General features: G+C 57.5%; 20 protein-coding genes and 1 pseudogene. 8 read left to right on the top strand and 13 right to left on the bottom strand.

Annotated features, from left to right (window positions below; translation table 11 throughout):
• Positions 1 to 22: 22 nt before the first annotated feature.
• The 7 genes from ispC to rpsB form a co-directional block, all read right to left on the bottom strand.
• Positions 23 to 1207, bottom strand: coding sequence for a 1-deoxy-D-xylulose-5-phosphate reductoisomerase (ispC, locus tag Q674_RS30020; protein ID WP_023008788.1), 1185 nt, complete (start codon positions 1205 to 1207; stop codon positions 23 to 25).
• Positions 1204 to 2049 (bottom strand): phosphatidate cytidylyltransferase, encoded by an 846-nt coding sequence (locus Q674_RS30015; RefSeq protein WP_031210098.1) that lies wholly within the window; start codon positions 2047 to 2049, stop codon positions 1204 to 1206. Before Q674_RS30015 ends, ispC begins: the two co-directional genes overlap by 4 nt.
• Positions 2050 to 2068: 19 nt before the next feature.
• Complete coding sequence (uppS, locus tag Q674_RS30010) at positions 2069 to 2839, bottom strand: polyprenyl diphosphate synthase (protein ID WP_022991545.1); 771 nt, start codon at positions 2837 to 2839, stop codon at positions 2069 to 2071.
• A 62-nt stretch (positions 2840 to 2901) separates the two neighbouring features.
• Positions 2902 to 3459 carry a ribosome recycling factor gene (frr, locus tag Q674_RS30005; RefSeq protein ID WP_031210096.1) on the bottom strand — a complete coding sequence of 186 codons (558 nt, stop codon included), beginning with the start codon at positions 3457 to 3459 and terminating at the stop codon, positions 2902 to 2904.
• 69 nt (positions 3460 to 3528) lie between these two features.
• The gene (gene pyrH, locus Q674_RS30000) at positions 3529 to 4257 is read right to left on the bottom strand and encodes a UMP kinase (RefSeq protein ID WP_011786005.1); all 729 of its coding nucleotides are present in this window, start codon (positions 4255 to 4257) and stop codon (positions 3529 to 3531) included.
• Between the two features lie 180 nt (positions 4258 to 4437).
• Positions 4438 to 5307 carry a translation elongation factor Ts gene (gene tsf / locus Q674_RS29995; protein WP_014421998.1) on the bottom strand — a complete coding sequence of 290 codons (870 nt, stop codon included), beginning with the start codon at positions 5305 to 5307 and terminating at the stop codon, positions 4438 to 4440.
• A 93-nt stretch (positions 5308 to 5400) separates the two neighbouring features.
• Positions 5401 to 6153 (bottom strand): 30S ribosomal protein S2, encoded by a 753-nt coding sequence (gene rpsB, locus Q674_RS29990; RefSeq protein WP_011786007.1) that lies wholly within the window; start codon positions 6151 to 6153, stop codon positions 5401 to 5403.
• Between the two features lie 284 nt (positions 6154 to 6437).
• On the opposite strand from rpsB, the gene map reads away from it, so the two are divergent.
• The 6 genes from map to dapE all read left to right on the top strand — a co-directional run bounded on the left by map (position 6438) and on the right by dapE (position 13677).
• Entirely contained in the window at positions 6438 to 7208 is a 771-nt protein-coding gene (map, locus tag Q674_RS29985; protein ID WP_023008786.1) for a type I methionyl aminopeptidase, read from the top strand.
• A complete protein-coding gene (locus Q674_RS29980) occupies positions 7209 to 9854 on the top strand; it encodes a [protein-PII] uridylyltransferase (protein ID WP_023008785.1) in 2646 nt (881 codons plus the stop codon).
• Positions 9851 to 11053: a succinyldiaminopimelate transaminase gene (gene dapC / locus Q674_RS29975; protein ID WP_023008784.1), complete on the top strand. Its 1203-nt coding sequence runs from the start codon at positions 9851 to 9853 to the stop codon at positions 11051 to 11053. The genes Q674_RS29980 and dapC overlap by 4 nt, the downstream gene beginning before the upstream one ends.
• Entirely contained in the window at positions 11050 to 11391 is a 342-nt protein-coding gene (locus Q674_RS29970) for an ArsC family reductase (protein WP_011786011.1), read from the top strand. The genes dapC and Q674_RS29970 overlap by 4 nt, the downstream gene beginning before the upstream one ends.
• A gap of 40 nt (positions 11392 to 11431) precedes the next feature.
• Positions 11432 to 12460 (top strand): 2,3,4,5-tetrahydropyridine-2,6-dicarboxylate N-succinyltransferase, encoded by a 1029-nt coding sequence (gene dapD, locus Q674_RS29965; RefSeq protein WP_022991540.1) that lies wholly within the window; start codon positions 11432 to 11434, stop codon positions 12458 to 12460.
• Between the two features lie 86 nt (positions 12461 to 12546).
• Positions 12547 to 13677 (top strand): succinyl-diaminopimelate desuccinylase, encoded by a 1131-nt coding sequence (dapE, locus tag Q674_RS29960; protein ID WP_023008783.1) that lies wholly within the window; start codon positions 12547 to 12549, stop codon positions 13675 to 13677.
• Positions 13678 to 13711: 34 nt separating this feature from the next.
• Here the strand turns inward: dapE and Q674_RS29955 are convergent, their stop codons facing one another.
• On the bottom strand, positions 13712 to 13930 hold the full coding sequence (locus Q674_RS29955; protein ID WP_011786014.1) for a SlyX family protein: 219 nt from the start codon (positions 13928 to 13930) through the stop codon (positions 13712 to 13714).
• A gap of 168 nt (positions 13931 to 14098) precedes the next feature.
• Here Q674_RS29955 and Q674_RS41600 point away from each other — a divergent pair, with 168 nt between their 5' ends.
• Positions 14099 to 14638, top strand: coding sequence for a cold-shock protein (locus Q674_RS41600; RefSeq protein ID WP_011786015.1), 540 nt, complete (start codon positions 14099 to 14101; stop codon positions 14636 to 14638).
• 78 nt (positions 14639 to 14716) lie between these two features.
• On the opposite strand, the gene Q674_RS29945 is transcribed toward Q674_RS41600, so the two are convergent.
• The 3 genes from Q674_RS29945 to Q674_RS29935 form a co-directional block, all read right to left on the bottom strand.
• Positions 14717 to 15091 (bottom strand): hypothetical protein, encoded by a 375-nt coding sequence (locus Q674_RS29945; RefSeq protein WP_011786016.1) that lies wholly within the window; start codon positions 15089 to 15091, stop codon positions 14717 to 14719.
• Entirely contained in the window at positions 15063 to 16466 is a 1404-nt protein-coding gene (locus tag Q674_RS29940; RefSeq protein WP_023008782.1) for a hypothetical protein, read from the bottom strand. Before Q674_RS29940 ends, Q674_RS29945 begins: the two co-directional genes overlap by 29 nt.
• A 133-nt stretch (positions 16467 to 16599) precedes the next feature.
• Positions 16600 to 17511, bottom strand: a complete 912-nt coding sequence (locus Q674_RS29935; protein ID WP_023008781.1) for a DUF1853 family protein — start codon at positions 17509 to 17511, stop codon at positions 16600 to 16602.
• Positions 17512 to 17575: 64 nt separating this feature from the next.
• Between Q674_RS29935 and Q674_RS29930 the strand changes: the two genes are divergently transcribed.
• Complete coding sequence (locus Q674_RS29930) at positions 17576 to 18016, top strand: VOC family protein (RefSeq protein WP_023008780.1); 441 nt, start codon at positions 17576 to 17578, stop codon at positions 18014 to 18016.
• Positions 18017 to 18273: 257 nt separating this feature from the next.
• Here Q674_RS29930 and Q674_RS29925 read toward each other — a convergent pair whose 3' ends face one another.
• A complete protein-coding gene (locus tag Q674_RS29925; protein ID WP_023008779.1) occupies positions 18274 to 18495 on the bottom strand; it encodes a hypothetical protein in 222 nt (73 codons plus the stop codon).
• A 464-nt stretch (positions 18496 to 18959) separates the two neighbouring features.
• Positions 18960 to 20273, bottom strand: a pseudogene (locus tag Q674_RS29920) (RHS repeat domain-containing protein); the annotation flags it as partial.
• Positions 20274 to 20514: the final 241 nt, after the last annotated feature.

Genomic DNA, 20514 nt, shown 5'->3' with positions numbered 1-20514 from the left:
CGGCCTGTCAGGCCCAGAGACGTCAGACAGCCAGCAGGCTGATCTGTTCCCTGGCCCGGCGGCGAGCCTCGGCATCTTTGGCGAAAATGGTGTCGAAGCTATCCGCCGGTACAACCTCTGTGGCCGTCAGGGTTCGCTCTATAATAACGGGGATATCGGCAAAGCACAGCCGGCCTTCCAGAAACGCCGCCACTGCAACCTCGTTCGCGGCATTGAGTACCGAAGGCGCTGTACCGCCTGCAGCAAAGGCTTCGGCCGCAAGGCGCAAACAGGGGAAACGCTGCAAATCCGGGCGTTCAAAGTGAAAACGGCCAATGGCGAATAAATCCAGGGGCGCGACACCAGCCTCAATACGCTCAGGCCAGGCCAGACCATTGGCAATGGGGGTGCGCATATCCGGGCTTCCCAACTGGGCAAGCACCGAGCCGTCGGCATATTCAACCATGGAGTGAATGATGCTTTCGGGGTGGACATGAACCTGCACGTTTGCCGGCGTAGTATTGAACAGCCAGCAGGCTTCAATCAACTCCAGGCCTTTGTTCATCAGGGTTGCAGAGTCCACAGAAATCTTCTGACCCATTGACCAGTTAGGGTGGGCGCAGGCCTGTGCCGGCGTCACCGCCCGTAAGTCCTCAGCCGCATACTCCCGGAAAGGTCCACCGGAGGCGGTCAGAAGGATACGGGTAATACCCGCGCCGCGAGGGTCTCGCACCTTGTCTGCCGGCATACACTGAAAAATGGCATTATGTTCAGAATCAATGGGCAGCAGCTCGGCCCCGTGACGCTCAACCGCATCCATAAACAGTTTGCCGGACATCACCAACGCTTCTTTGTTGGCGAGAAGAACGCGTTTGCCGGCCCGGACTGCGGCCAGCGTTGGCGCCAGGCCGGCAGCGCCGACAATGGCAGCCATCACGGTGTCCGACGCCGCCGAAGCCGCCACCTCACAGAGCCCCGTTTCTCCCGCCAGCACGCGGGTCTCGGGCATATCCGCCAACAACGCCTTCAGGCGTTCAGCAGCTTCTGCATCGGCCATCACCGCAACGGCCGGTCGAAATTCACGGCACAGGGTTGCCAATTCATCCGCCCGGGTTCCTGCGGTCAGGGCATACACTGAAAAACGGCCTGGATGCCTGCGAATAACATCCAGGGTACTCAAGCCAATGGAGCCGGTTGCGCCGAGAACCGTAATCGAGCGTTTCGTCATGCCACGACCTGGCCGGCGGTCAACCAGCCCAACAGAGTAATCATCAGGGCAAATACCGGAATGGCCGCGGTGAGGCTGTCGATACGATCCATAATGCCGCCATGCCCGGGCAGCAGCTGACTGCTGTCCTTGATGCCTCGAAAGCGCTTCAGCATGCTTTCAAGTAAATCTCCAAGAACCGAGACAAAACCGGTCACCAGACTTGCCACCACCAACAGCATGGCTTCCGCGACACCTGCGTTGGCCAGAAGGCTGGCCACAATGGCGAGTAAGGCCACTGCAGCCAATCCTCCCCATACGCCAGCCCAGGATTTGCCGGGACTGACGCGAGGCGCCAGCTTGGCTTTACCAAAGGCGCGGCCGGCAAAATAGGCGCCGATATCAGCCACCCACACCACCAGAAAAATATACAGAATAACGACCAGATTGTTGGCCACGTCGCCAAACTGGAAGCCGCCATTGCGAAGGTGATTCAGGCCCACCCACGCGGGCACCAGTACCATGAACCCCATCAGCGCCCTGACCGGGATAGCGCCCCAGCACTCGGATCCGGCGGGATACCGTCTGACCAGCCAGAAACAAACCAGCCACCAGGCAATCGCCAGCCAAAGCACCAACAATGCTGGCAGGTCACCCAGGGCATAGAGAAGCGCCGCCATAACCAGTGCATACCCGACGCGTCCGGGCTGGCTTTCGATTCCGGACATATTGGCCCATTCCCAGGCCCCTAACGTGATGATGGCGCCGGTAAACAGGGCGAACCCCAGAGGCGGAAGGAAAAAAATACCACCGATTGCAATCGGCGCCAGGATGAGTGCGGTAATGATTCGGGTTTTAAGCACGGTATTGGTCGCTTGGTCGTTATTGTTGTGCAGCGCGAGCAGCAATCTGGTCGTCGGTCTGACCGAAACGGCGCTGTCGATGGGCATAGGCATCAAGCGCCTTGAGCATTTGCTCGCGCTTGAAATCCGGCCAGAACACCTCGGAAAAGTAGAATTCGGTGTAGGCCAGGTGCCATAACAGGAAATTGCTGATGCGCTGTTCGCCTGCTGTCCGGATAAGGAGATCCGGCATGGGAAGATCACCGATGCTCAAGTGCTCCTGGATCAGGTCATCGGTGATATCTGACGGTTCCAGCTGACCCGCCTTCACTTGCTCCGCCACCTTACGGGTCGCCTGGGTTATGTCCCAATGGCCACCGTAATTGGCCGCAATCACCACCGTCATACGGGTATTGTCACGGGTCAGGGCCTCGGCTTTCTCCATATGTTCCTGGAGCGCTGGATTGAAGGCTGAACGATCACCGATAATCCGTAGGCGGATATTGTTGCGATGTAGTTTACGGACTTCCCGCTCCAATGCGATCAGGAACAGACGCATAAGAGCTGATACTTCGTCCTTGGGCCGGCGCCAGTTCTCGCTGGAAAAGGCAAACAGGGTCAATACCTCCACGCCCTCTTTGGCGCAGGTTTCCACCACCGCCTTGACCGCATCCACCCCGGCCTTGTGGCCCGCCACTCCCTTAAGCCGGTGCGCTTTGGCCCAGCGGTTATTGCCATCCATGATAATGGCGACATGCCGGGGGCAGTTATCTGCTGCCACCGGAATTTCTGCGGTAACTTTTGCCGTCATGAAATCCTCTGTGCGGCGGGACTCCCCCGCCGCTGATCCTGCTCCTGAATGAACCCGGGCGCTTAAACCGCCATCAGGTCCTCTTCCTTCGACTTCAACATCTTTTCAACTTCGGCGATGTATTTGTCGGTGAGCTTCTGAATTTCATCTTCGCCACGGTGCTGATCGTCTTCGCTGATCTCCTTTTCCTTAACCAGCTCTTTGATCATGTGATTAGCATCGCGACGAGCGTTACGAATAGACACCCGACCGTGCTCCGCATCAGCCTTTGCCTGCTTGACCATTTCTTTACGGGTCTCTTCGGTCAGCATCGGCATGGGCACGCGGATGATGTCGCCACTGGTGGCCGGATTCAGGCCAAGGTCAGACGTCATGATCGCCTTTTCAATCGTGGGCACCAGATTCTTTTCCCAGGGCGCAACGGTCAACGTCCGGTTATCTTCCACGTTCACGCTGGCCACCTGCTTCAGCGGTGTTTCCTGACCGTAGTAGTTCACCATTACGCTGTCCAGGATCGCCGGATGGGCACGCCCGGTACGGATTTTATTGAAAGCCGAGTGCAGAGCTTCCAGGCTCTTTTTCATTTTCTTTTCGGCTTCAGCTTTGATGTCGTTAATCACGTCAGCTTCCTCAATTCGTTCGTCTGGTTCCATGCAGGAAGCCGGCACTTCAGGCGCCGGCAGCCTTATTCATTCAATCAATGTGCCTTCCCGTTCCCCGGTCACAATGCGCGTGAGCACACCGGGGCGGTTCATGTCGAAGACCCGCAGCGGCATACCGTGATCCCGCGCCAGGCAGATGGCCGTGAGATCCATCACGCCCAGCTTCTTGTCCAGAACCTCATCATAGGTCAGGTGATCGTATTTTACTGCGGTAGGATCAAGATGGGGATCAGCCGAGTAAACGCCATCTACCTTGGTTGCCTTCAGCACTGCGTCAGCCTCAATTTCAATGCCTCGCAGGCAGGCCGCCGAGTCCGTGGTGAAGAACGGGTTGCCGGTACCCGCACTGAAGATGACCACGTCACCTTCCTTGAGATCCCGCACCGCACGGCGACGGTCATAATGCTCAACAATACCGCTCATGGGGATAGCAGACATCACGCGGGTACGGATGTTCGAGCGCTCCAGCGCATCACGCATGGCCAGGCCGTTCATGACCGTGGCCAGCATCCCCATGTGGTCTCCAGTCACGCGATCAAGGCCTGCCGCATTGAGGGCTGCACCGCGAAACAGGTTGCCACCGCCAATGACCAGCCCCACTTGAACACCAATGCCAATAAGGGCACCGATTTCCAGGGCCATACGATCAAGAACTTTGGGATCAATACCGAAATCGTGCTCTCCCATCAGGGCTTCGCCACTGAGCTTGAGCAGAACACGCTTGTATCTGGGCTGGTTTTTCGAAGATGTCGGCATGGTGGTCCCCTTCTCGTCTGTTGGCTATCCGGCGCAAACCCGTTGCAGGCTTGTATCTGACATACTCCTCAAAAAAGGGGTATCTCAGATACAAGCCCGCCACGAAAGCCGGGCGAACCCGGCTGACGTGGCAGACTCAGGTGGCACTGCCATATTGCACGGCAGTGCCTCGAAGAGGAATCAGGCCTTGCCTGTGCCAGCGGCAGCAGCCACTTCAGCAGCAAAATCCACTTCTTCTTTCTCGATGCCTTCACCCACTTCCAGGCGAATGAAACCAACCAGGTCGCCACCGGCCGACTTGATCAGGTCACCCACTTTCTGGTCCGGGTTCTTGACGAACGGCTGCTCAACCAGGCTGTTTTCAGCCAGGAACTTCTTGATGCGGCCACCCATCATCTTTTCAACGATCTCAGCAGGCTTGCCTTCCATATCCGGCTGGGCCTTGATGATCTCTTTCTCTTTTTCCAGCTCTTCAGCCGGCATGTCGTCAGGCTTACCAACGCGCGGGTTAACAGCAGCAACGTGCATGGCGATATCGCGAGCCAGCTCTTCGTTACCTGCAGTCAGGGCAACAACGGAAGCGATCTTGTTGTTGCTGTGCACGTAACCACCCACAACCGGGCCTTCAACCTTGATGATGCGACGAACGGTGATGTTTTCACCGATCTTCTGAACCAGCGCCTCACGCTTGGCTTCCAGGTCGCCTTCCATCAGCTTGGCAACGTCAGTTTCGCCCTTCTCGAAGGCAACATTCAGAACGTCGTTGGCGAAGTTCATGAAGTTGTCGTCGCGAGCAACGAAGTCAGTTTCGGAGTTCACTTCCAGAATGAAGGCCACGGTGTTGTCGTCAGACACCTTGACCAGAGACACGCCTTCAGCGGCAGTACGGCCGGCCTTCTTGGCGGCTTTCAGACCGGAAGACTTGCGCAGCTCTTCAATCGCAGTTTCAACATTGCCTTCAGCTTCAACCAGTGCTTTTTTGCACTCCATCATGCCAAGGCCAGTACGCTCACGCAGCTCTTTGACCATTGCAGCGGTAATTGCAGCCATGTTCAATCCTCTTGTCTTTTCCGAATTCGGTGGGGAGGTATACCCGCATATACAGGCGGGCATACCTTACAACTCAAACGTTAAGCCTGGATGTTACTCGGCGGCCGGAGCAGCGCCTGCAGCATCTTCGCTGACTTCAACAAACTCGTCAGCGCCAGCGCCGGCAGACTGGGAAGCTTCCAGACAGGTATCGGCAACGGCTTTCACGTAGATCTGGATAGCGCGGATGGCGTCATCGTTACCCGGGATTACGTAATCAACACCATCGGGATCGCTGTTGGTATCAACAACACCGATAACAGGAATACCCAGCTTGTTGGCTTCCTTGATGGCGATACGCTCGTGGTCTACGTCGATAACGAACAGGGCATCCGGCAGGCCACCCATATCCTTGATACCACCGATGGAGCGCTCGAGCTTATCCATCTCACGGGTACGCTCAAGGGCTTCTTTCTTGGTCAGCTTGTCGAAAGTACCGTCCTGGCTCTGAGCTTCCAGATCACGATAGCGACGGATAGACTGACGGATGGTCTTGTAGTTGGTCAGCATACCACCCAACCAGCGATGGTTAACGTAAGGCTGACCGGAACGCTGAGCTTCTTCCTTGATGATCTTGGAAGCCGCGCGCTTGGTACCAACAAACAGGATCTTGTTCTTGTTCTCAGCCAGAGACTGAATGAAGTTCAGCGCTTCATTCATGGCCGGAACAGTCTGCTCCAGGTTGATGATATGAATCTTGTTACGGGCGCCGAAGATGAACTTCGACATTTTCGGGTTCCAGTAGCGAGTCTGGTGACCGAAGTGAGCACCTGCCTTGAGCAGGTCACGCATATTTACCTGAGCCATGATAGTTACCTTTTAGCTTCGGGTTAGTCCTCCACGCGTCCGATTGACCCAACCAGCCTCCTTTAAACAGGAGCCGGCACCCTGGGACAACGTGCTGACACGTGTGTGAATTTGCCGGATTCGTTTCCGGCGGGCGCGTTTATACCACAAAGCGCCTGCCGCACGCCATTATTTTTGCCCCGTAACTTAACCCGCAGCTATGGCATCCATAGCACCACCCCACCTTGTACCTTACCCACATGCCCCTTAAAATTGCTGTTTGACGCAAATCAACAGGAAGTCCGATGCAGGTATCTATCAAGACCCCCGAAGAAATCGAAAAGATGCGCGTAGCCGGCCGCCTGGCTGCTGAAGTTCTGGAGATGATCGACGAGCACGTAAAGCCCGGCGTAACCACCGAGGAACTCGACCGCATCTGCCACGACTACATTGTGAACGAGCAGAAAGCCATTCCGGCCCCGCTCAATTACAAGGGATTTCCGAAGTCTATCTGCACCTCGGTCAACCACGTTGTCTGCCACGGCATCCCTTCAGACAAGAAAGTACTGAAAGACGGCGACATCATTAATATCGATGTGACAGTTATTAAAGACGGCTACCACGGCGATACCAGCAAGATGTGGGTTGTCGGCAAGCCCAAGCCCGGCACCGAGCGACTGGTCCAGATTACCCAGGAGTGCCTCTATAAAGGTATCGAACTGGTCAAGCCGGGCGCACGCTTGGGCGACATCGGCCATGTGATCCAGCAGCACGCCGAAAAACACCGCTACTCGATCGTTCGGGACTACTGCGGCCATGGCATTGGCGCGGTATTCCACGAAGAGCCACAGGTGATGCACTACGGCAAGCCCGGCACCGGCCTGGAACTGAAAGAAGGCATGACCTTCACCATCGAACCCATGCTGAACCAGGGCAAGTACCACACCAAGATGCTGGCCGACGGCTGGACCGCCGTGACCAAGGACCACAAGTTGTCCGCCCAGTGGGAACACACCATCCTGGTAACTGCCGATGGCCACGAAGTACTGACCAAGCGATCGGAAGAGTCCATCTAAGTGGACCGGAGTGAGCTGGAGTCCCGCATCAGTAACGACACCTCACCGGTGTTTGCCGCACGCGAACTCTTGCGGGAAAGCTACAACGCTGATGCTGAGGCATTTCAGCAAGGCGCCGATGTCCGTGCCCTGGTTCTCGCCAGGGCCAACACCATCGACAAGGTTCTCCGGCTGATCTGGAACCGATACCCGTTCTCCCGCTCCGCAGACATTGCACTGGTGGCCGTGGGGGGGTATGGCCGGGGCGAGCTGCACCCTCATTCCGATATTGACCTGCTGATCCTGACCCGCAATGGCATAGAAGAGGACTGGCAGGAAGACCTGGGAGCGTTTGTCACCCTGCTCTGGGACCTCAAACTGGATATTGGCCACAGCGTTCGCAGCCTGGCGGAATCCATCCAGGCCGCCCGGGAAGACATCACCATTCTGACCAACCTGCTGGAAACACGCACGATCGCAGGCCCGGATGGTTTACGGGCTGAACTCAGTGAGATGGTGTATTCGGACGACGTCAGCTCCGATCGGGACTACTTCCTCGCCAAACGTGAAGAACAGCAGCAACGTCACAAGAAGTACGGCGACACGGAATACAATCTGGAGCCCAACGTCAAAGGCTCTCCTGGCGCCCTTCGGGATATCCAGACCATCGGCTGGATCACCAAGCGCCATTTCGGCCTGCAGAATATTGCCGACCTCACCCGCTTCAGCATCCTGACCGAAGAAGAGCACCAGATTCTGTACCAGGGGGAGACCTTCCTCTGGCGGCTCCGATTTGGCCTTCAACTGCTGGCCGACCGCAATGAAAATCGACTGTTATTTGACCACCAGCGCGCCCTGGCACAAATGCTCGGTTACCAGGACGAAGGTAAACGTCTGGGCGTAGAGCTGATGATGCAGCAGTACTACCGCACTGTGCTTGCACTGGCGGAGCTGGCCGACGTGATCCTGCAGTATTATGACGAAGCCATCATTGGCAGCGGCGGCGAAGATGAAATCCGCCCCCTGAACAAACGTTTCCAGGTTCGCAACCTTTACATTGAAGCGGTGAACAATCAGGTGTTCGCCTACGCCCCGTACGCGATCATGGAAATCTTCGTGCTGATGGCGCAACACCCGGAGATCAAAGGTATCCGGGCCACCACGATTCGCTCACTCCGGGCCCACAGGCATCTGATTGATGACGCGTTCCGGTCTGACCTGGCCGTCACCACGCTGTTTATGGAGCTGCTACGCACGCCCCACGCCCTGGACCAGACTCTGTCGGCCATGAAGAAGTACAACGTGCTGGGCCGCTACCTGCCGGAGTTCGGCCAGATCATCGGGCAGATGCAACACGACCTTTTCCATATCTATACGGTAGACGCCCACACCATGCGGGTGATCCGCAATATGGTGAGGCTCAACAGCACCGAGGCCCGAACCGAATACCCCCTGGCCTCGCGCCTGATACACCGGCTACCCAAACTGGAAACCTTGTTTATTGCCGGCCTCTACCACGACGTGGCGAAAGGCCGGGGCGGCGACCATTCCGAGCTTGGCGCCATTGATGCCGAAGCCTTTTGCGAGCGGCACCATCTCAGTGAACGGGACACCCAACTGGTGTCCTGGCTGGTGGAAAACCACCTGTTGATGTCGATGACCGCGCAGCGCAAGGATATTTCCGACCCGGACATCATTCAGGCCTTTGCCCGCGCGGTACCCAGCCTCGCCCACCTGGACTATCTCTACATCCTCACGGTTTGCGATATCAGTGCCACCAATCCCAAACTGTGGAACACCTGGCGCGCGTCGTTGTTGCGCCAGCTTTATATAGAAACCAAACGGGCGCTGCGCCGCGGCACTGACAATCCGGTAGACCGGCAGTCCTGGATCCGGGCCACCCAGGAGGAAGCCAGGGAAATCCTTCATGCCCAGAATATGACCGACGAACAGATAGACAACATCTGGGATACCGTGGACGACGAGTACTTCCTGCAGGATTCCACTGTCGACATCGCCTGGCAAACCGCCGCCATCATTCGCCACGGCGATAACCCGGATCCACTGGTGCTGATCCGCGACACCCGGGGCGGCCCCACGGATGGCTATTCGCAGATCATCATCTACATGAAAGATCGCGTCGCCCTGTTTGCCGCCACCACCGCTGTTCTGGAACAGCTGAACCTGAACATTGTGGATGCCCGCATCAATTCCACCGAAGGCCCCTATTCCATCAGCTCCTATGTGGTTCTGGATGACAAGGGCCAGCCGCTGGGTATCGACCCGGCCCGGAAGGAGCGCGTCCGCAAGCGACTGATTGAAGAACTGGACGACCCGGAAGACTATCCGGACATCATCCATCGCAGAACGCCAAGGCAGTTGAAACACTTTGCATTCCCGACCGAGGTGACCTTCTCCAACGACACCATCAATCAGCGCACGGTGATGGAACTGATCACGCCGGACCGCCCCGGTCTGCTGGCGCGGATTGGCCAGGTGTTGCTGGAACACCGGGTGCGGCTGACCAACGCCAAGATTGCCACGCTGGGAGAACGAGTTGAAGACGTGTTCTTCATCACCGACGAACAGGGCGAACCCCTGCGCGACCCGGGCGTGTGCCAGGCCCTGCAACAGGACCTCTGTAAAATGCTGGACGAGATTCAATGAACCCCAATCTGGAAAGACTTCACCCCTATCCCTTCGAGAAACTGGCCAAACTGAAGGCCGGCATTTCGGTGCCAGAACATCTGGCGCCCATCTCCCTGGGAATTGGTGAGCCCAAGCACCCATCGCCAGCCTTCGTAAAGGACGTTATTGCCGATAATCTGGATAAACTGGCGAATTACCCCACGACCAAAGGCACGGACGAACTTCGTAGCGCGATTGCCGCATGGGCAACCCACCGGTTTGATCTTGCACCGGCGTCATTGGATCCGAACCGCCACGTGGTGCCTGTAAACGGAACCCGCGAAGCCATCTTCGCCCTGGTTCAGGCGGTTGTGGATGCTGGCAAACCCGCCACCGTGGTCAGCCCCAATCCTTTCTATCAGATCTACGAAGGCGCAGCCTTCCTGGCCGGCGCCACACCGGTTTATCTGCCCTGCGATGGCAGCAACGGCTTCATTCCGGACTTCGACGCCGTGCCCGAGTCGGTCTGGGAGAACTGCCAGATCCTGTTCCTGTGCTCACCCGGCAATCCGAGTGGAGCGGTGATTCCGAGGGAAACCCTGGTAAAAGTGATTGAACTGGCTGACCGGCACGATTTCCTGATTGCCTCGGACGAGTGCTATTCAGAGCTCTACCCGGACGAAGCCAACCCGCCGGAAGGCTTGCTGCAAACCTGCGCCGCCATCGGCCGCCACGATTTCAAGCGCTGTGTGGTATTCCACAGCCTGTCCAAACGCAGCAACCTGCCGGGCCTGCGGTCCGGCTTTGTGGCCGGCGACGCCGAGGTGCTGGCCGGCTATCTGAAATACCGCACCTACCACGGCTGTGCCATGCCTATACATAATCAACTGGCCAGTATCGCCGCCTGGAGCGATGAAGACCATGTGCGCGAAAACCGCGCCGCCTACCGGGCCAAGTTCGAGGCAGTCGTGCCCATTCTGCGCGAAGTGATGAACGTCGACTTCCCGGATGCCGGCTTCTACCTCTGGCCGGAGACGCCCATGGACGACGAAACTTTCGCCCGGGAACTGTCTGCCCGACAGAACGTACACGTATTGCCGGGCCGATATCTGTCGCGCACGGTAAACGGCCACAACCCGGGTGAAAACCGCGTGCGCATGGCGCTGGTGGCTCCCCTGGAGGAATGCGTTGAGGCCGCGAAACGTATCGTTGAGTTCGTAAAAGGTTTTAAACAATGAAGTTATATGGCATCCGCAACTGCGACACCGTCAAAAAGGCCCGGAAGTGGCTGGATGAACACGGCGTGGACTATGAGTTCCATGATTTCAAGAAAGACGGCCTGAGCAGCGAGAAGCTCAGCCAGTGGGAGCAGGCCGTTGGCTGGGAAACGCTCCTGAACAAACGCGGGACCACCTGGCGAAAACTTCCCGACGAGGTTCGTGATACCATTAGCGCCCAAAGTGCCCACCAGATCATGCTGGACAACCCCTCCATCATCAAACGCCCTGTCGTCGAGCGCGGAGACGGCGTAAGCGTGGGGTTCAACGCAGACGACTGGTCTGCGTGGCTGGGCTGAATTTTTCTGACTATTTAATGACAACAGGAGCAACCACCAGATGAGTTTTGCATTCGGTATCGGAATCGGCACCCAGAACAACCAGGGCGAATGGCTGGAGGTGTACTACCAGCAGCCGATCATGACACCCGACAGAGACCTGATCGACGTGGTTGAGTCTGCGCTGGACTATAAAGGTGGCAACCAGGCCATCAGCGTGAAAGCAGAACAACTGGCACAGTTTGCCAACGCCCTTCGCCAACTGGGCCGGACAGACCAGGCCAAACTGGCCGAGAAAGCGGCTGAGAGCAAGCGCCCCGTGGTAGTCACCGTACTGGCAACGGACGATACCGCTTCCAGCACGCCGGAGGTGTACCTGAAACTGCACCTGATCTCACACCGCCTGGCCAAGCCCCACAGCCTGAAGCTGGACGGCATTTTTGGTCTGCTGCCCAACCTGGCCTGGACTAACGAAGGCGCCATTGACCTGAATGAACTGCCGGAGCGGCAACTGCAGGCACGCCTGGATGGCCGTATTCTGGAAGTGAAGTCGGTCGACAAATTCCCGCAGATGACGGATTACGTAGTGCCCAAGGGTGTACGTATTGCCGACACCGCCAGGGTACGTCTGGGGGCCTACGTAGGCGAAGGTACCACCGTCATGCATGAAGGCTTTATCAACTTCAACGCCGGTACCGAAGGCACCAGCATGATCGAAGGGCGCATCTCCGCAGGCGTGATGATCGGTAAAGGCTCCGATCTGGGCGGCGGCTGTTCCACCATGGGCACGCTTTCCGGCGGCGGCAACATCATTATTTCCGTGGGCGAGAACTGCCTGCTGGGCGCCAATGCTGGCATCGGCATCCCGCTGGGCGATCGCTGCACCGTTGAAGCTGGCCTGTACATCACCTCAGGCACCAAGGTGGCCCTGCTGGATGACCACAACAAACTGGTGGAAGTGGTGAAAGCCCGCGATCTGGCCAGCAAAAACGATCTGCTGTTCCGTCGCAATAGCCAGACCGGTGCGGTTGAGTGCAAAACCAACAAGACCGCCATTGAACTGAACGAAGAACTGCACGCCAACAACTAAGGCTGTAGCCCGCCACAGAACCCACCGACACCGGGGGTTCTGTGGTGTTATTCCCTCTACTCTTTCCTTATCGAACAGGTTTCCCTATGTCGCTCTCCCCCACCCTGGAACTTGCCAAGGACCTTATCCGCCGCCAATCCGTAACGCCGGACGACGCGGGCTGCCAGGAACTCATGATGTCACGCCTGGCGCCGCTCGGTTTCAGTGGGGAAAACCTGCGCTTTGGCGAAACCGACAACCTGTGGGCAAGAAAGGGCAACAATGGGCCGGTTCTGGCATTTGCCGGCCACACCGACGTGGTACCCACCGGCCCCGAGAAAAACTGGGCGCACCCGCCGTTTGACCCGATCATCAAGGACGGCTACCTGCACGGTCGGGGCGCAGCGGACATGAAGGGAAGCCTGGCGGCCTTCATCACCGCCTGTGAACGATTTGTGGCCAACCACCCGAATCATCGGGGCTCGATTGCCCTGCTGATCACCAGCGATGAGGAAGGCCCGGCCCAGGATGGCACCGTAAAAGTGGTGGAAACCCTCGAAGCCCGCAATGAGAAAATGGACTGGTGCCTGATTGGCGAACCGTCCAGCACCCACCAGGTAGGGGATGTCATCAAGAATGGCCGGCGCGGCTCCCTTCACGGATACCTCACCGTTCACGGCGTTCAGGGCCACGTGGCCTACCCGCATCTGGCCGAGAATGCCGTCCACAACGTTGCACCGGCACTGGACGCGTTGGCCAAGGAATTCTGGGACAACGGCAACGACTTCTTCCCGCCTACCACCTTCCAGATAACTCGTGTCGAGGCCGGCGTCGGCAGCAATATTGTGCCCGGGGAGTGCCTGGTGCACTTCAACTTCCGTTACTGCACCGAGAACACCGCGGAAAGCCTGGAAGAGAGAGTGGTCGCTATCCTGGACCGGCACAACCTGAAATACGATCTGCAATGGCACCTCAGTGGCCGGCCATTCCTGACCGACAAAGGCGCGCTGGTATCGGCCGCGCAGAATGCCATTCGAACCGTGACTGGCCGTGAAACAGAACTGTCTACGTCCGGCGGCACCTCAGACGGTCGCTTCATTGCGCCCACCGGTGCCCAGGTGGTCGAACTTGGCCCGATCAACGCCACCATTCACAAGGTGGACGAGTGTGTGAAGGCTGAGGACCTGGACACACTATCCGAGATCTACGAACAGATTCTGGTCGAGCTGCTGGCCTAAGGAATCGAACCAGAGGCTCACAATGAGCCTCTGATCAATAATGCGGCGGGGGTGTTTCCTCTTCTTCCCGCCGGATATTGGACGGCGAGATATCCTTGAGTTGCTTGTGCAGCATTTTCTTGGCGTCCCACAGTTCCCGAATGTCCATCTCCTGCTTGGCGACCTGATCACTCAACGTGTTGATCAGCTCATCCTGGAACGCAAGTCGCATTTCCAGTTCTGCCAGTCGTTCTTCCAGGGAGTTTTTGCTCATGAGGTTTGGTCAGCCCTTTCTGTAATCTGGTATCATGCCGCCTTTTACCGCCTGCGGCCGGGATAATCAGTTTTCCCGGGGTTGGCGGCGTTCACCGGCCAGACATGCCATGTTACCCGATGTCCGGCTTTTTATCGTCAGTGTTAAACCATGGAGAATAACCAACCAATGCGTAATCCAGCCAAAGCGATCCTTGTTGCCATTCTGATCGCGATTCCGGCACCGTTTGTACTCGGCCTTCTGCTTACCACCACTCCGGAACCCCTGAAAATCCTGGCGTTGGGCCAGGGCCTGGAAGCTCTGGGCAGCCAGGGTGGCATAGCGGCCTATCTGTTCGCGTTTGTTGTCTTTGCCGTTGCCGCCTTTGTTGCGATTGCACTCGCCGGCAAGCAGCCTGCCGCCAGGAACTCAGCCGCGCGCAAGGCAGCACCTCGCAGTGCCCAGCCCAGCAATCAGTATGACGACGACGAAGACGATTTTGACGACAGCACTCCGGAAGGTAACGAGGAAGGCACCGTCAAGTGGTTCAACGTCAAGAAAGGCTTCGGCTTTATCGTTCGTGACAGTGGCGACGAGATCTTTGTGCACTTCCGCGCCATCCGTGGCCGTGGTCGCCGCGTGCTTCGCCAGGGCCAACTGGTGCGCTTCAACGTGGTTGAGGCAGACAAAGGCCTGCAGGCAGACAACGTGTCTATCCTGAGCGACTGAGACAGCTCCCGCACGCGCCAATAAAAAAGCAGCCTCTCGGGGCTGCTTTTTTGTTTCAAGCCGAAAACCTTGTGGCTGTCAGTTCCAGACCACCAACTGCTCGCCGCGATGATCCAGCCGCCACCACTTATCGTCCTCCACCGGGTCCCCTTCTTTCCAGTCTCCCGGGCTGCAGCGGATTTCAGTATCCATTGCCCGCCAGGCACTGCGGGCGCAATCCAGGTCGCTGTTCCAGGGCAGCTCATCGCCTTCCATCACCAGTGAAGTGAAACGTTTGCCGAAAGCGCCCGGATACAGCGTGATGCGCACCCGCGCGCCGCTATATCTGGCCATGCCCTTCACCACCGAACTGACGTCGGTATCGTCCAACTGTAATTCGTCCAGTTGGCCTTCCAGCCAGTTGGAGACCGCGGCCGGTTCAAGGTCACGAATGTAGATTTCCAGATCCTGCACCCAAGGATTCTCCCTGCAGTTGTTCGCAATGTCGCACATAGTGAACCGGCCCGGGCCTCGCTGCAACCCATCGCTCCAGTTCCTCGCGCAGATCGTCCACCAGCAATCGTCGGAGCGTGCCGGCCCGCTTGCGCTCGTGCCAGAGAACATCCGCCGCCGCCTGTTCAATCATCAGGACCTCGGCTTTCTGCTCCGGGAGATGGCAATCTTCTCCCCGCGCCAGCGCAACCAGAGACTGCCGGTGCCACACCTCTTTTTCGCCTTCCAGTGCCGCTGCCGACACCGAGCCACGACTGGCAAACAAATCCAGCCGGGCGGCGGCTCGCCGTACCCACTGCAGCATACCACCAGGAGTGCTGACACAGCTGCTTTGTCGGGAAGCCGCATATTCGAGAGCCGCCTGGGAAACCTGGATATTCCAACGCTTTTCGATTGCCGGTTGATGTGCGGTGAGTACCGCCCTCCGCTGACGGACGCTCACTGGAGGCAACTCCAGAACCTCGGGTTCACGACCCAGCAACTGCCCCAACCGAACGACACCGCTGGAATCCGTCATCGAATCACGACCAATCAGCAGGATTGGCCCAGACCAGCCGGAAACCAGATCCCGGATCAGGCCCAGCGGCTCGGCTATCAACGTCAGCAAATCGGCGGGGCTGACATTGTCCAATACCAGCGCAGGCCAATGCTCAGAGGACGAATCACCTGACGGTAAAACCGGTTGATCACAGGCCAGCACTTCGGACTCCCGGCGAGGATCAACCTGAACCCAGGCCAGGCCGGGAGTGCTCAGGAGCGAGTGCAGCCAGGCCGACTTGCCGGCACCCCTCGGCCCTCGAACCCAAATCAGTGCTTCGGGATTGGCCGCTAGGGCAACCGCAACATCTTCCGCCAGCGCGAGCCATTCTGGTTCAGCAATCGATACCGGCGCAACGAAACGGGCATCGGAGGTGGGCACAGGCACGTCATGTGCCGAGGGCCAATAGGTCACAAGCTCGAGTACAGCCACATAGGCTTTATCCTGAAGCCGCTCACACTGGGACGTCAGGGCTTTCAGAAGCAAGGGCCAATCGAGCCAGGGGGCCTCGGCCGACTCGCGGGCGGAGGCAATCCAATAGATCAACTGGGAGGACAGATCACCGTCTCCGACCACCTCGGTCACGATGGGCTGCTCACCCTGAATGGTGCGAACGAGTTCGTCCAGATCGATACTCTGGCGTTGCAAAAACGGGGGAATCGCGGGGATGGCATCGAGCAATGCCAGCAGAAAATCTTCGGCAGTGATCACAGAACCGCCCCGGCGCCCAACATTTTCTCGGGCCATCAACAGCGCGGTCTGACACTCCGGAGACAGACATCCTTGCCAATCTTCCATCGGGGCATCTCCTTCCTTGGCTTACGGGCATCGTCCTGATGCCACCTGAACAGCCCGGAATTCTAGAACCGTGTCACGAATGTGACAACGACCAACGCCCGTTTCTGTGAACCGAACAGCCCCTACAATGGTCTTAGGCGCCCGCACCCGGCCACTGAGGCGGCATAACGAACACCCGACTGGCCTCTACCCAGCGATCGGATTCCGGCCGCCTGTTCAAAATGGCAAACAACTGGGGTATCCCGGCGCTCTCCACCCGATCAAGCGCCGCCCTCGCCAATGCCATATCCGGCTCAGCCGATTGAGCCCAGGGGCCGATCCAGTCCGGCTTGAACAGGGGCACCCAGCCAGAGATATTCTCCTGCCGTGCCTGGTCAAGCCTCATCCAGTGACCTTTCAGATGCTCCCTCGGCACCTGTGCCGGGGCCTCAGGTAGCGTTTGAGCAACCGGATAGAACAGATAGCCTGGCATGAAAATTCGTGGTGTAACTGTTTCGCAGACGCCAACACTGGCCAGCAAGCCCTGGGCTTCTGGTCGCTGGCACAAGCGGCTTTGGTGATTCAGCAGGCGCTCAGTCTTCAGATCCAGCCGATCCCGGGCATTGGGTCCGTACCACCGGACCTGATTTGCCTCGGTTACGAAGCCGAGATAGAACTTGATGGCAATTTCGTGGTGCTCCAGTTGGCCGGAGCACCGGTTGCGAACCAGAAAATCCAGCTCACCCAGCGTTCGCCCCTCGGCCTGAACCTGCTGATTCTGCAGTACAATGTCCCAACCCAACAGATCCCGCAGTAACACCTCGTACAGGCGCTCGAAATAGTGGCCAAGCCGACGCTCCGGCGTTTCCGTCAACCGAGCAGGCAGGGCCTCAGGGTTCCGTTCCCACCGTTTCAACGTCTCCAGGAATTCCGGGGGCAGATGGGCGGCGGGATCGAAACTGAGCTCATGCTTTAACAACTGAGGCGACAGACATAACCAGGCCAGATGCCGGACCGCCGGCACCTCGAACGTCAGCAGCGTCTCGGTAATCTCGTTTTTAGTCATAGCCGAAGAATACCGTAAACTGTGGGGTACACAATTCAGAACCTGGCCAGCTAAGGAGTACCTTATGCAATACCTGCACACCATGATCCGGGTGAGCAACCTGGACGACACGCTGCACTTCTTCTGCGATTTGCTGGGCATGGTAGAAATCAGTCGTAAAAGCAACGAAAAAGGGCGCTTCACCCTGGTGTTCCTAGCCGCTCCGGAAGACGAAGCCCGGGCCCGGGAAGACAAGGCGCCCATGATCGAACTGACCTACAACTGGGACCCAGAGGAATACACAGGGGGCCGCAACTTCGGCCATCTGGCCTACCGCGTGGACGATATCTACGCCCTGTGCGAGAAACTCCAGGCCAACGGCGTCACCATCAATCGCCCACCCCGGGATGGCCATATGGCGTTCATCAAGACACCGGACGGGATTTCCATTGAGTTGCTGCAGAAAGGCGATGCGCTGCCGGCTCGGGAGCCTTGGGCGAGTATGGAGAATGTGGGGAGTTGGTAAAGTGACTTCGATTCTGTAATGGCGCCGGTTTTCGGTCCAGCCATTACAGAATCGCGCCGGAAGTGAGGGTTGCGGCCGGTGCGACGGCATGTTCAGCGGTGACGGCATCTAGTGTCGAATGGTTCCAGCCTCGGTACATCATGCAAGTGCTGCGCGGTATCCAAGTAGCGCTGAGGCTGGCCCGATAACGCCACCAACTCCTCCTTCTTATGGCTCCCCCTCCTCAACGAGGTCTGGCTCAATTGCTCAGTAGCACTCTAATCCCCTAGCGCTATACTGACTATGTAACGAACACCACTCTTTTCCTCAAATCTAACCAAAAAAGAACGGTTAGTAGCCAATTGGTCATAAATTAAAGGGCTCAGGCCAGAGACGCGACACACGTCTTCATCAAGATAGTAGTTTTCCTTTTCTTCATCTTGGAAAACAAAACAGAACTTTTTATCCTGCGTTTCGCCAACGAACTGCACAGTTTTCATATCAACTAGCGCACCTTTTCCGACTTCATATAAATAACTTTCCCCGAGTTTTCGGGCAGCCAATGTTGAGTTAGAATCTGCGTCCCCCCCCCGGAATAAAGCCTACCTGCCCTAGATTGCTGAGGTGCCACCTCGCCGATCAAAACTTTCGCAGCTTTCTGAATACGAACATCTACCAGATTATCCATTGTGTTATAAACGGATCGGCCCGAAGCATCATAGAACGGACTAAGCGCCAAATGCTGACGTGCATGCTGTAAGTTATTCGGAATTTTTCCTACGGCAACGAAAGCACCTTCTTTTGCAGCATCGCCTCCGTAGAATCTTACTCCGTCGACGTCCTGCAGCAATTCGATTTCAAGCGCCCTATTGTTGGCAAACCCGAGTTTTTCCGGCGTATCAACCTGATTTATCACCCTATAGCTGCCCTCAGGCAGTGAACGAAGGCTAGCCTGAAGTTCAGTGTTTATGGAACTATCAGGTGAACGTTTCTCGTGTGCCGCCAACCCCAACGGATCCACCCACCCCGTCGGATTAGGCACATACTGATAATTATTCAACCCACCCGCAAGGCCAATCGGATCCGGCGTAATGAACCGACCGGTATTCGGGTTGTAGTATCGATGCCGGTTGTAGTGCAGGCCGGTTTCCGGGTCGTGGTACTGGCCCTGGAAGCGGAGCGGGTTGTCGATTTCTGAGACTTGTTGCTGGACCACATTCCCGTAGGCGCGGTAGGTGACTGACCAAACGAGCCTGCCATGCTGGCTGGTCAGTTCCTGGGGCGTTCCCAAATGGTCCAGGTGGTAGTAATAGACTTCAGCTTGTTCCGGGCCGTGGCCATCTACCAGCGCCAGGGGTTTGAAGCTGTCAGGTTCGTACAGGTAGGTGCGGTACTGATCCCCGGTTTCTTCGGCAATCAGGCGATCGCCCTGCCAGAGGAATTCGGTTCGTGTCAGGCCGTTGGTTTTAGCGATACGGCGGCCGAAGGCATCGTACTCGTAGTGCCAGGTGCTGCCATCCGGTGTGGTGACGCTCGTGAGTCGGTGCTCGCAGTCGTAGGCATAACGGGTGACCAGTTTCTGGCCTTTACCTCGACGCTCCTCAATCAGGTTGCCGAATTCGTCGTACTCGTAATGGCTGTCACCGTGCATGGTAAGCCGGTTACCGCGCACATTGGCAGATTGACCGCTTGAAGCCCCCAGGTTTTGCTCCAGGAGGTTGCCAGCCGGGTCATGTATGAGTTGCTCATAGAGATCGCCCCGCACGCCCACCAAACGATCCATCGGGTCGTAGACGTATTGTCTGAGCCCTTTGCGGCTGTCCTGGATGCTTTTGAGGTTGCCGATGGGATCGTACTGGTAGTCGCGCTGGGCGCTGATGTCTTTAAGGCGACCCTGATGAATCCGGTGCTGGGTCAGGCGACCTTCGTCATCGTATACATAGGCACTCAACAGCTCACCCTGTTGCCGTTCGACTTCCTCGCCGGTGGACGCCATTCGGTGGCGAGTCAGCGGTTGGCCATTCAGGTCGATGCCTGACAACAACCCGGCTGTGTCCCGGTGGTAAGCCAGCGCCTGGCCGTCCGGCAGTACCATTTCGTGCAGGCGATCAAATTCATCATAACGATAACGAAGGCTCGCCCAGCCCTGATGTTCGGTTTTCAACAAACCGAATTCGTCGTACTCGAAAGCCAACGGCCAGTGGCCATCATCAACCCCGATCAGTTTGCCGTCCGCGTTATAGCCGTACTGAATCTCGCGGCCATCGGGTAGCGTCTTTTACAGAGTCTAACATCAGGTGAGGTTCCAACTACCTTGACAGAGGGGGGGGGATCGATCAGTTAAATCGTCCTGACCACACGTATAGATGTGGCTCGACCCTATGAAACCGGGCACCACTCCACACCGTTGAGAATACCCGTCAGCCGAATCTTGGCCTGCTTGTCCCCCGCACGAGCATTGACCACGACCTCGCCGCTCGCCCGGTCGTATTGGAGGTGAGTGACGGTCGTCGCATGCT

This window comes from Marinobacter sp. EVN1, assembly GCF_000475375.1.
In the GTDB taxonomy this organism is placed as follows: Bacteria; Pseudomonadota; Gammaproteobacteria; order Pseudomonadales; family Oleiphilaceae; genus Marinobacter; species Marinobacter nauticus.
Note: the sequence above shows the minus strand (reverse complement) of the source record. Positions and strands in the feature narration are given on the sequence as shown.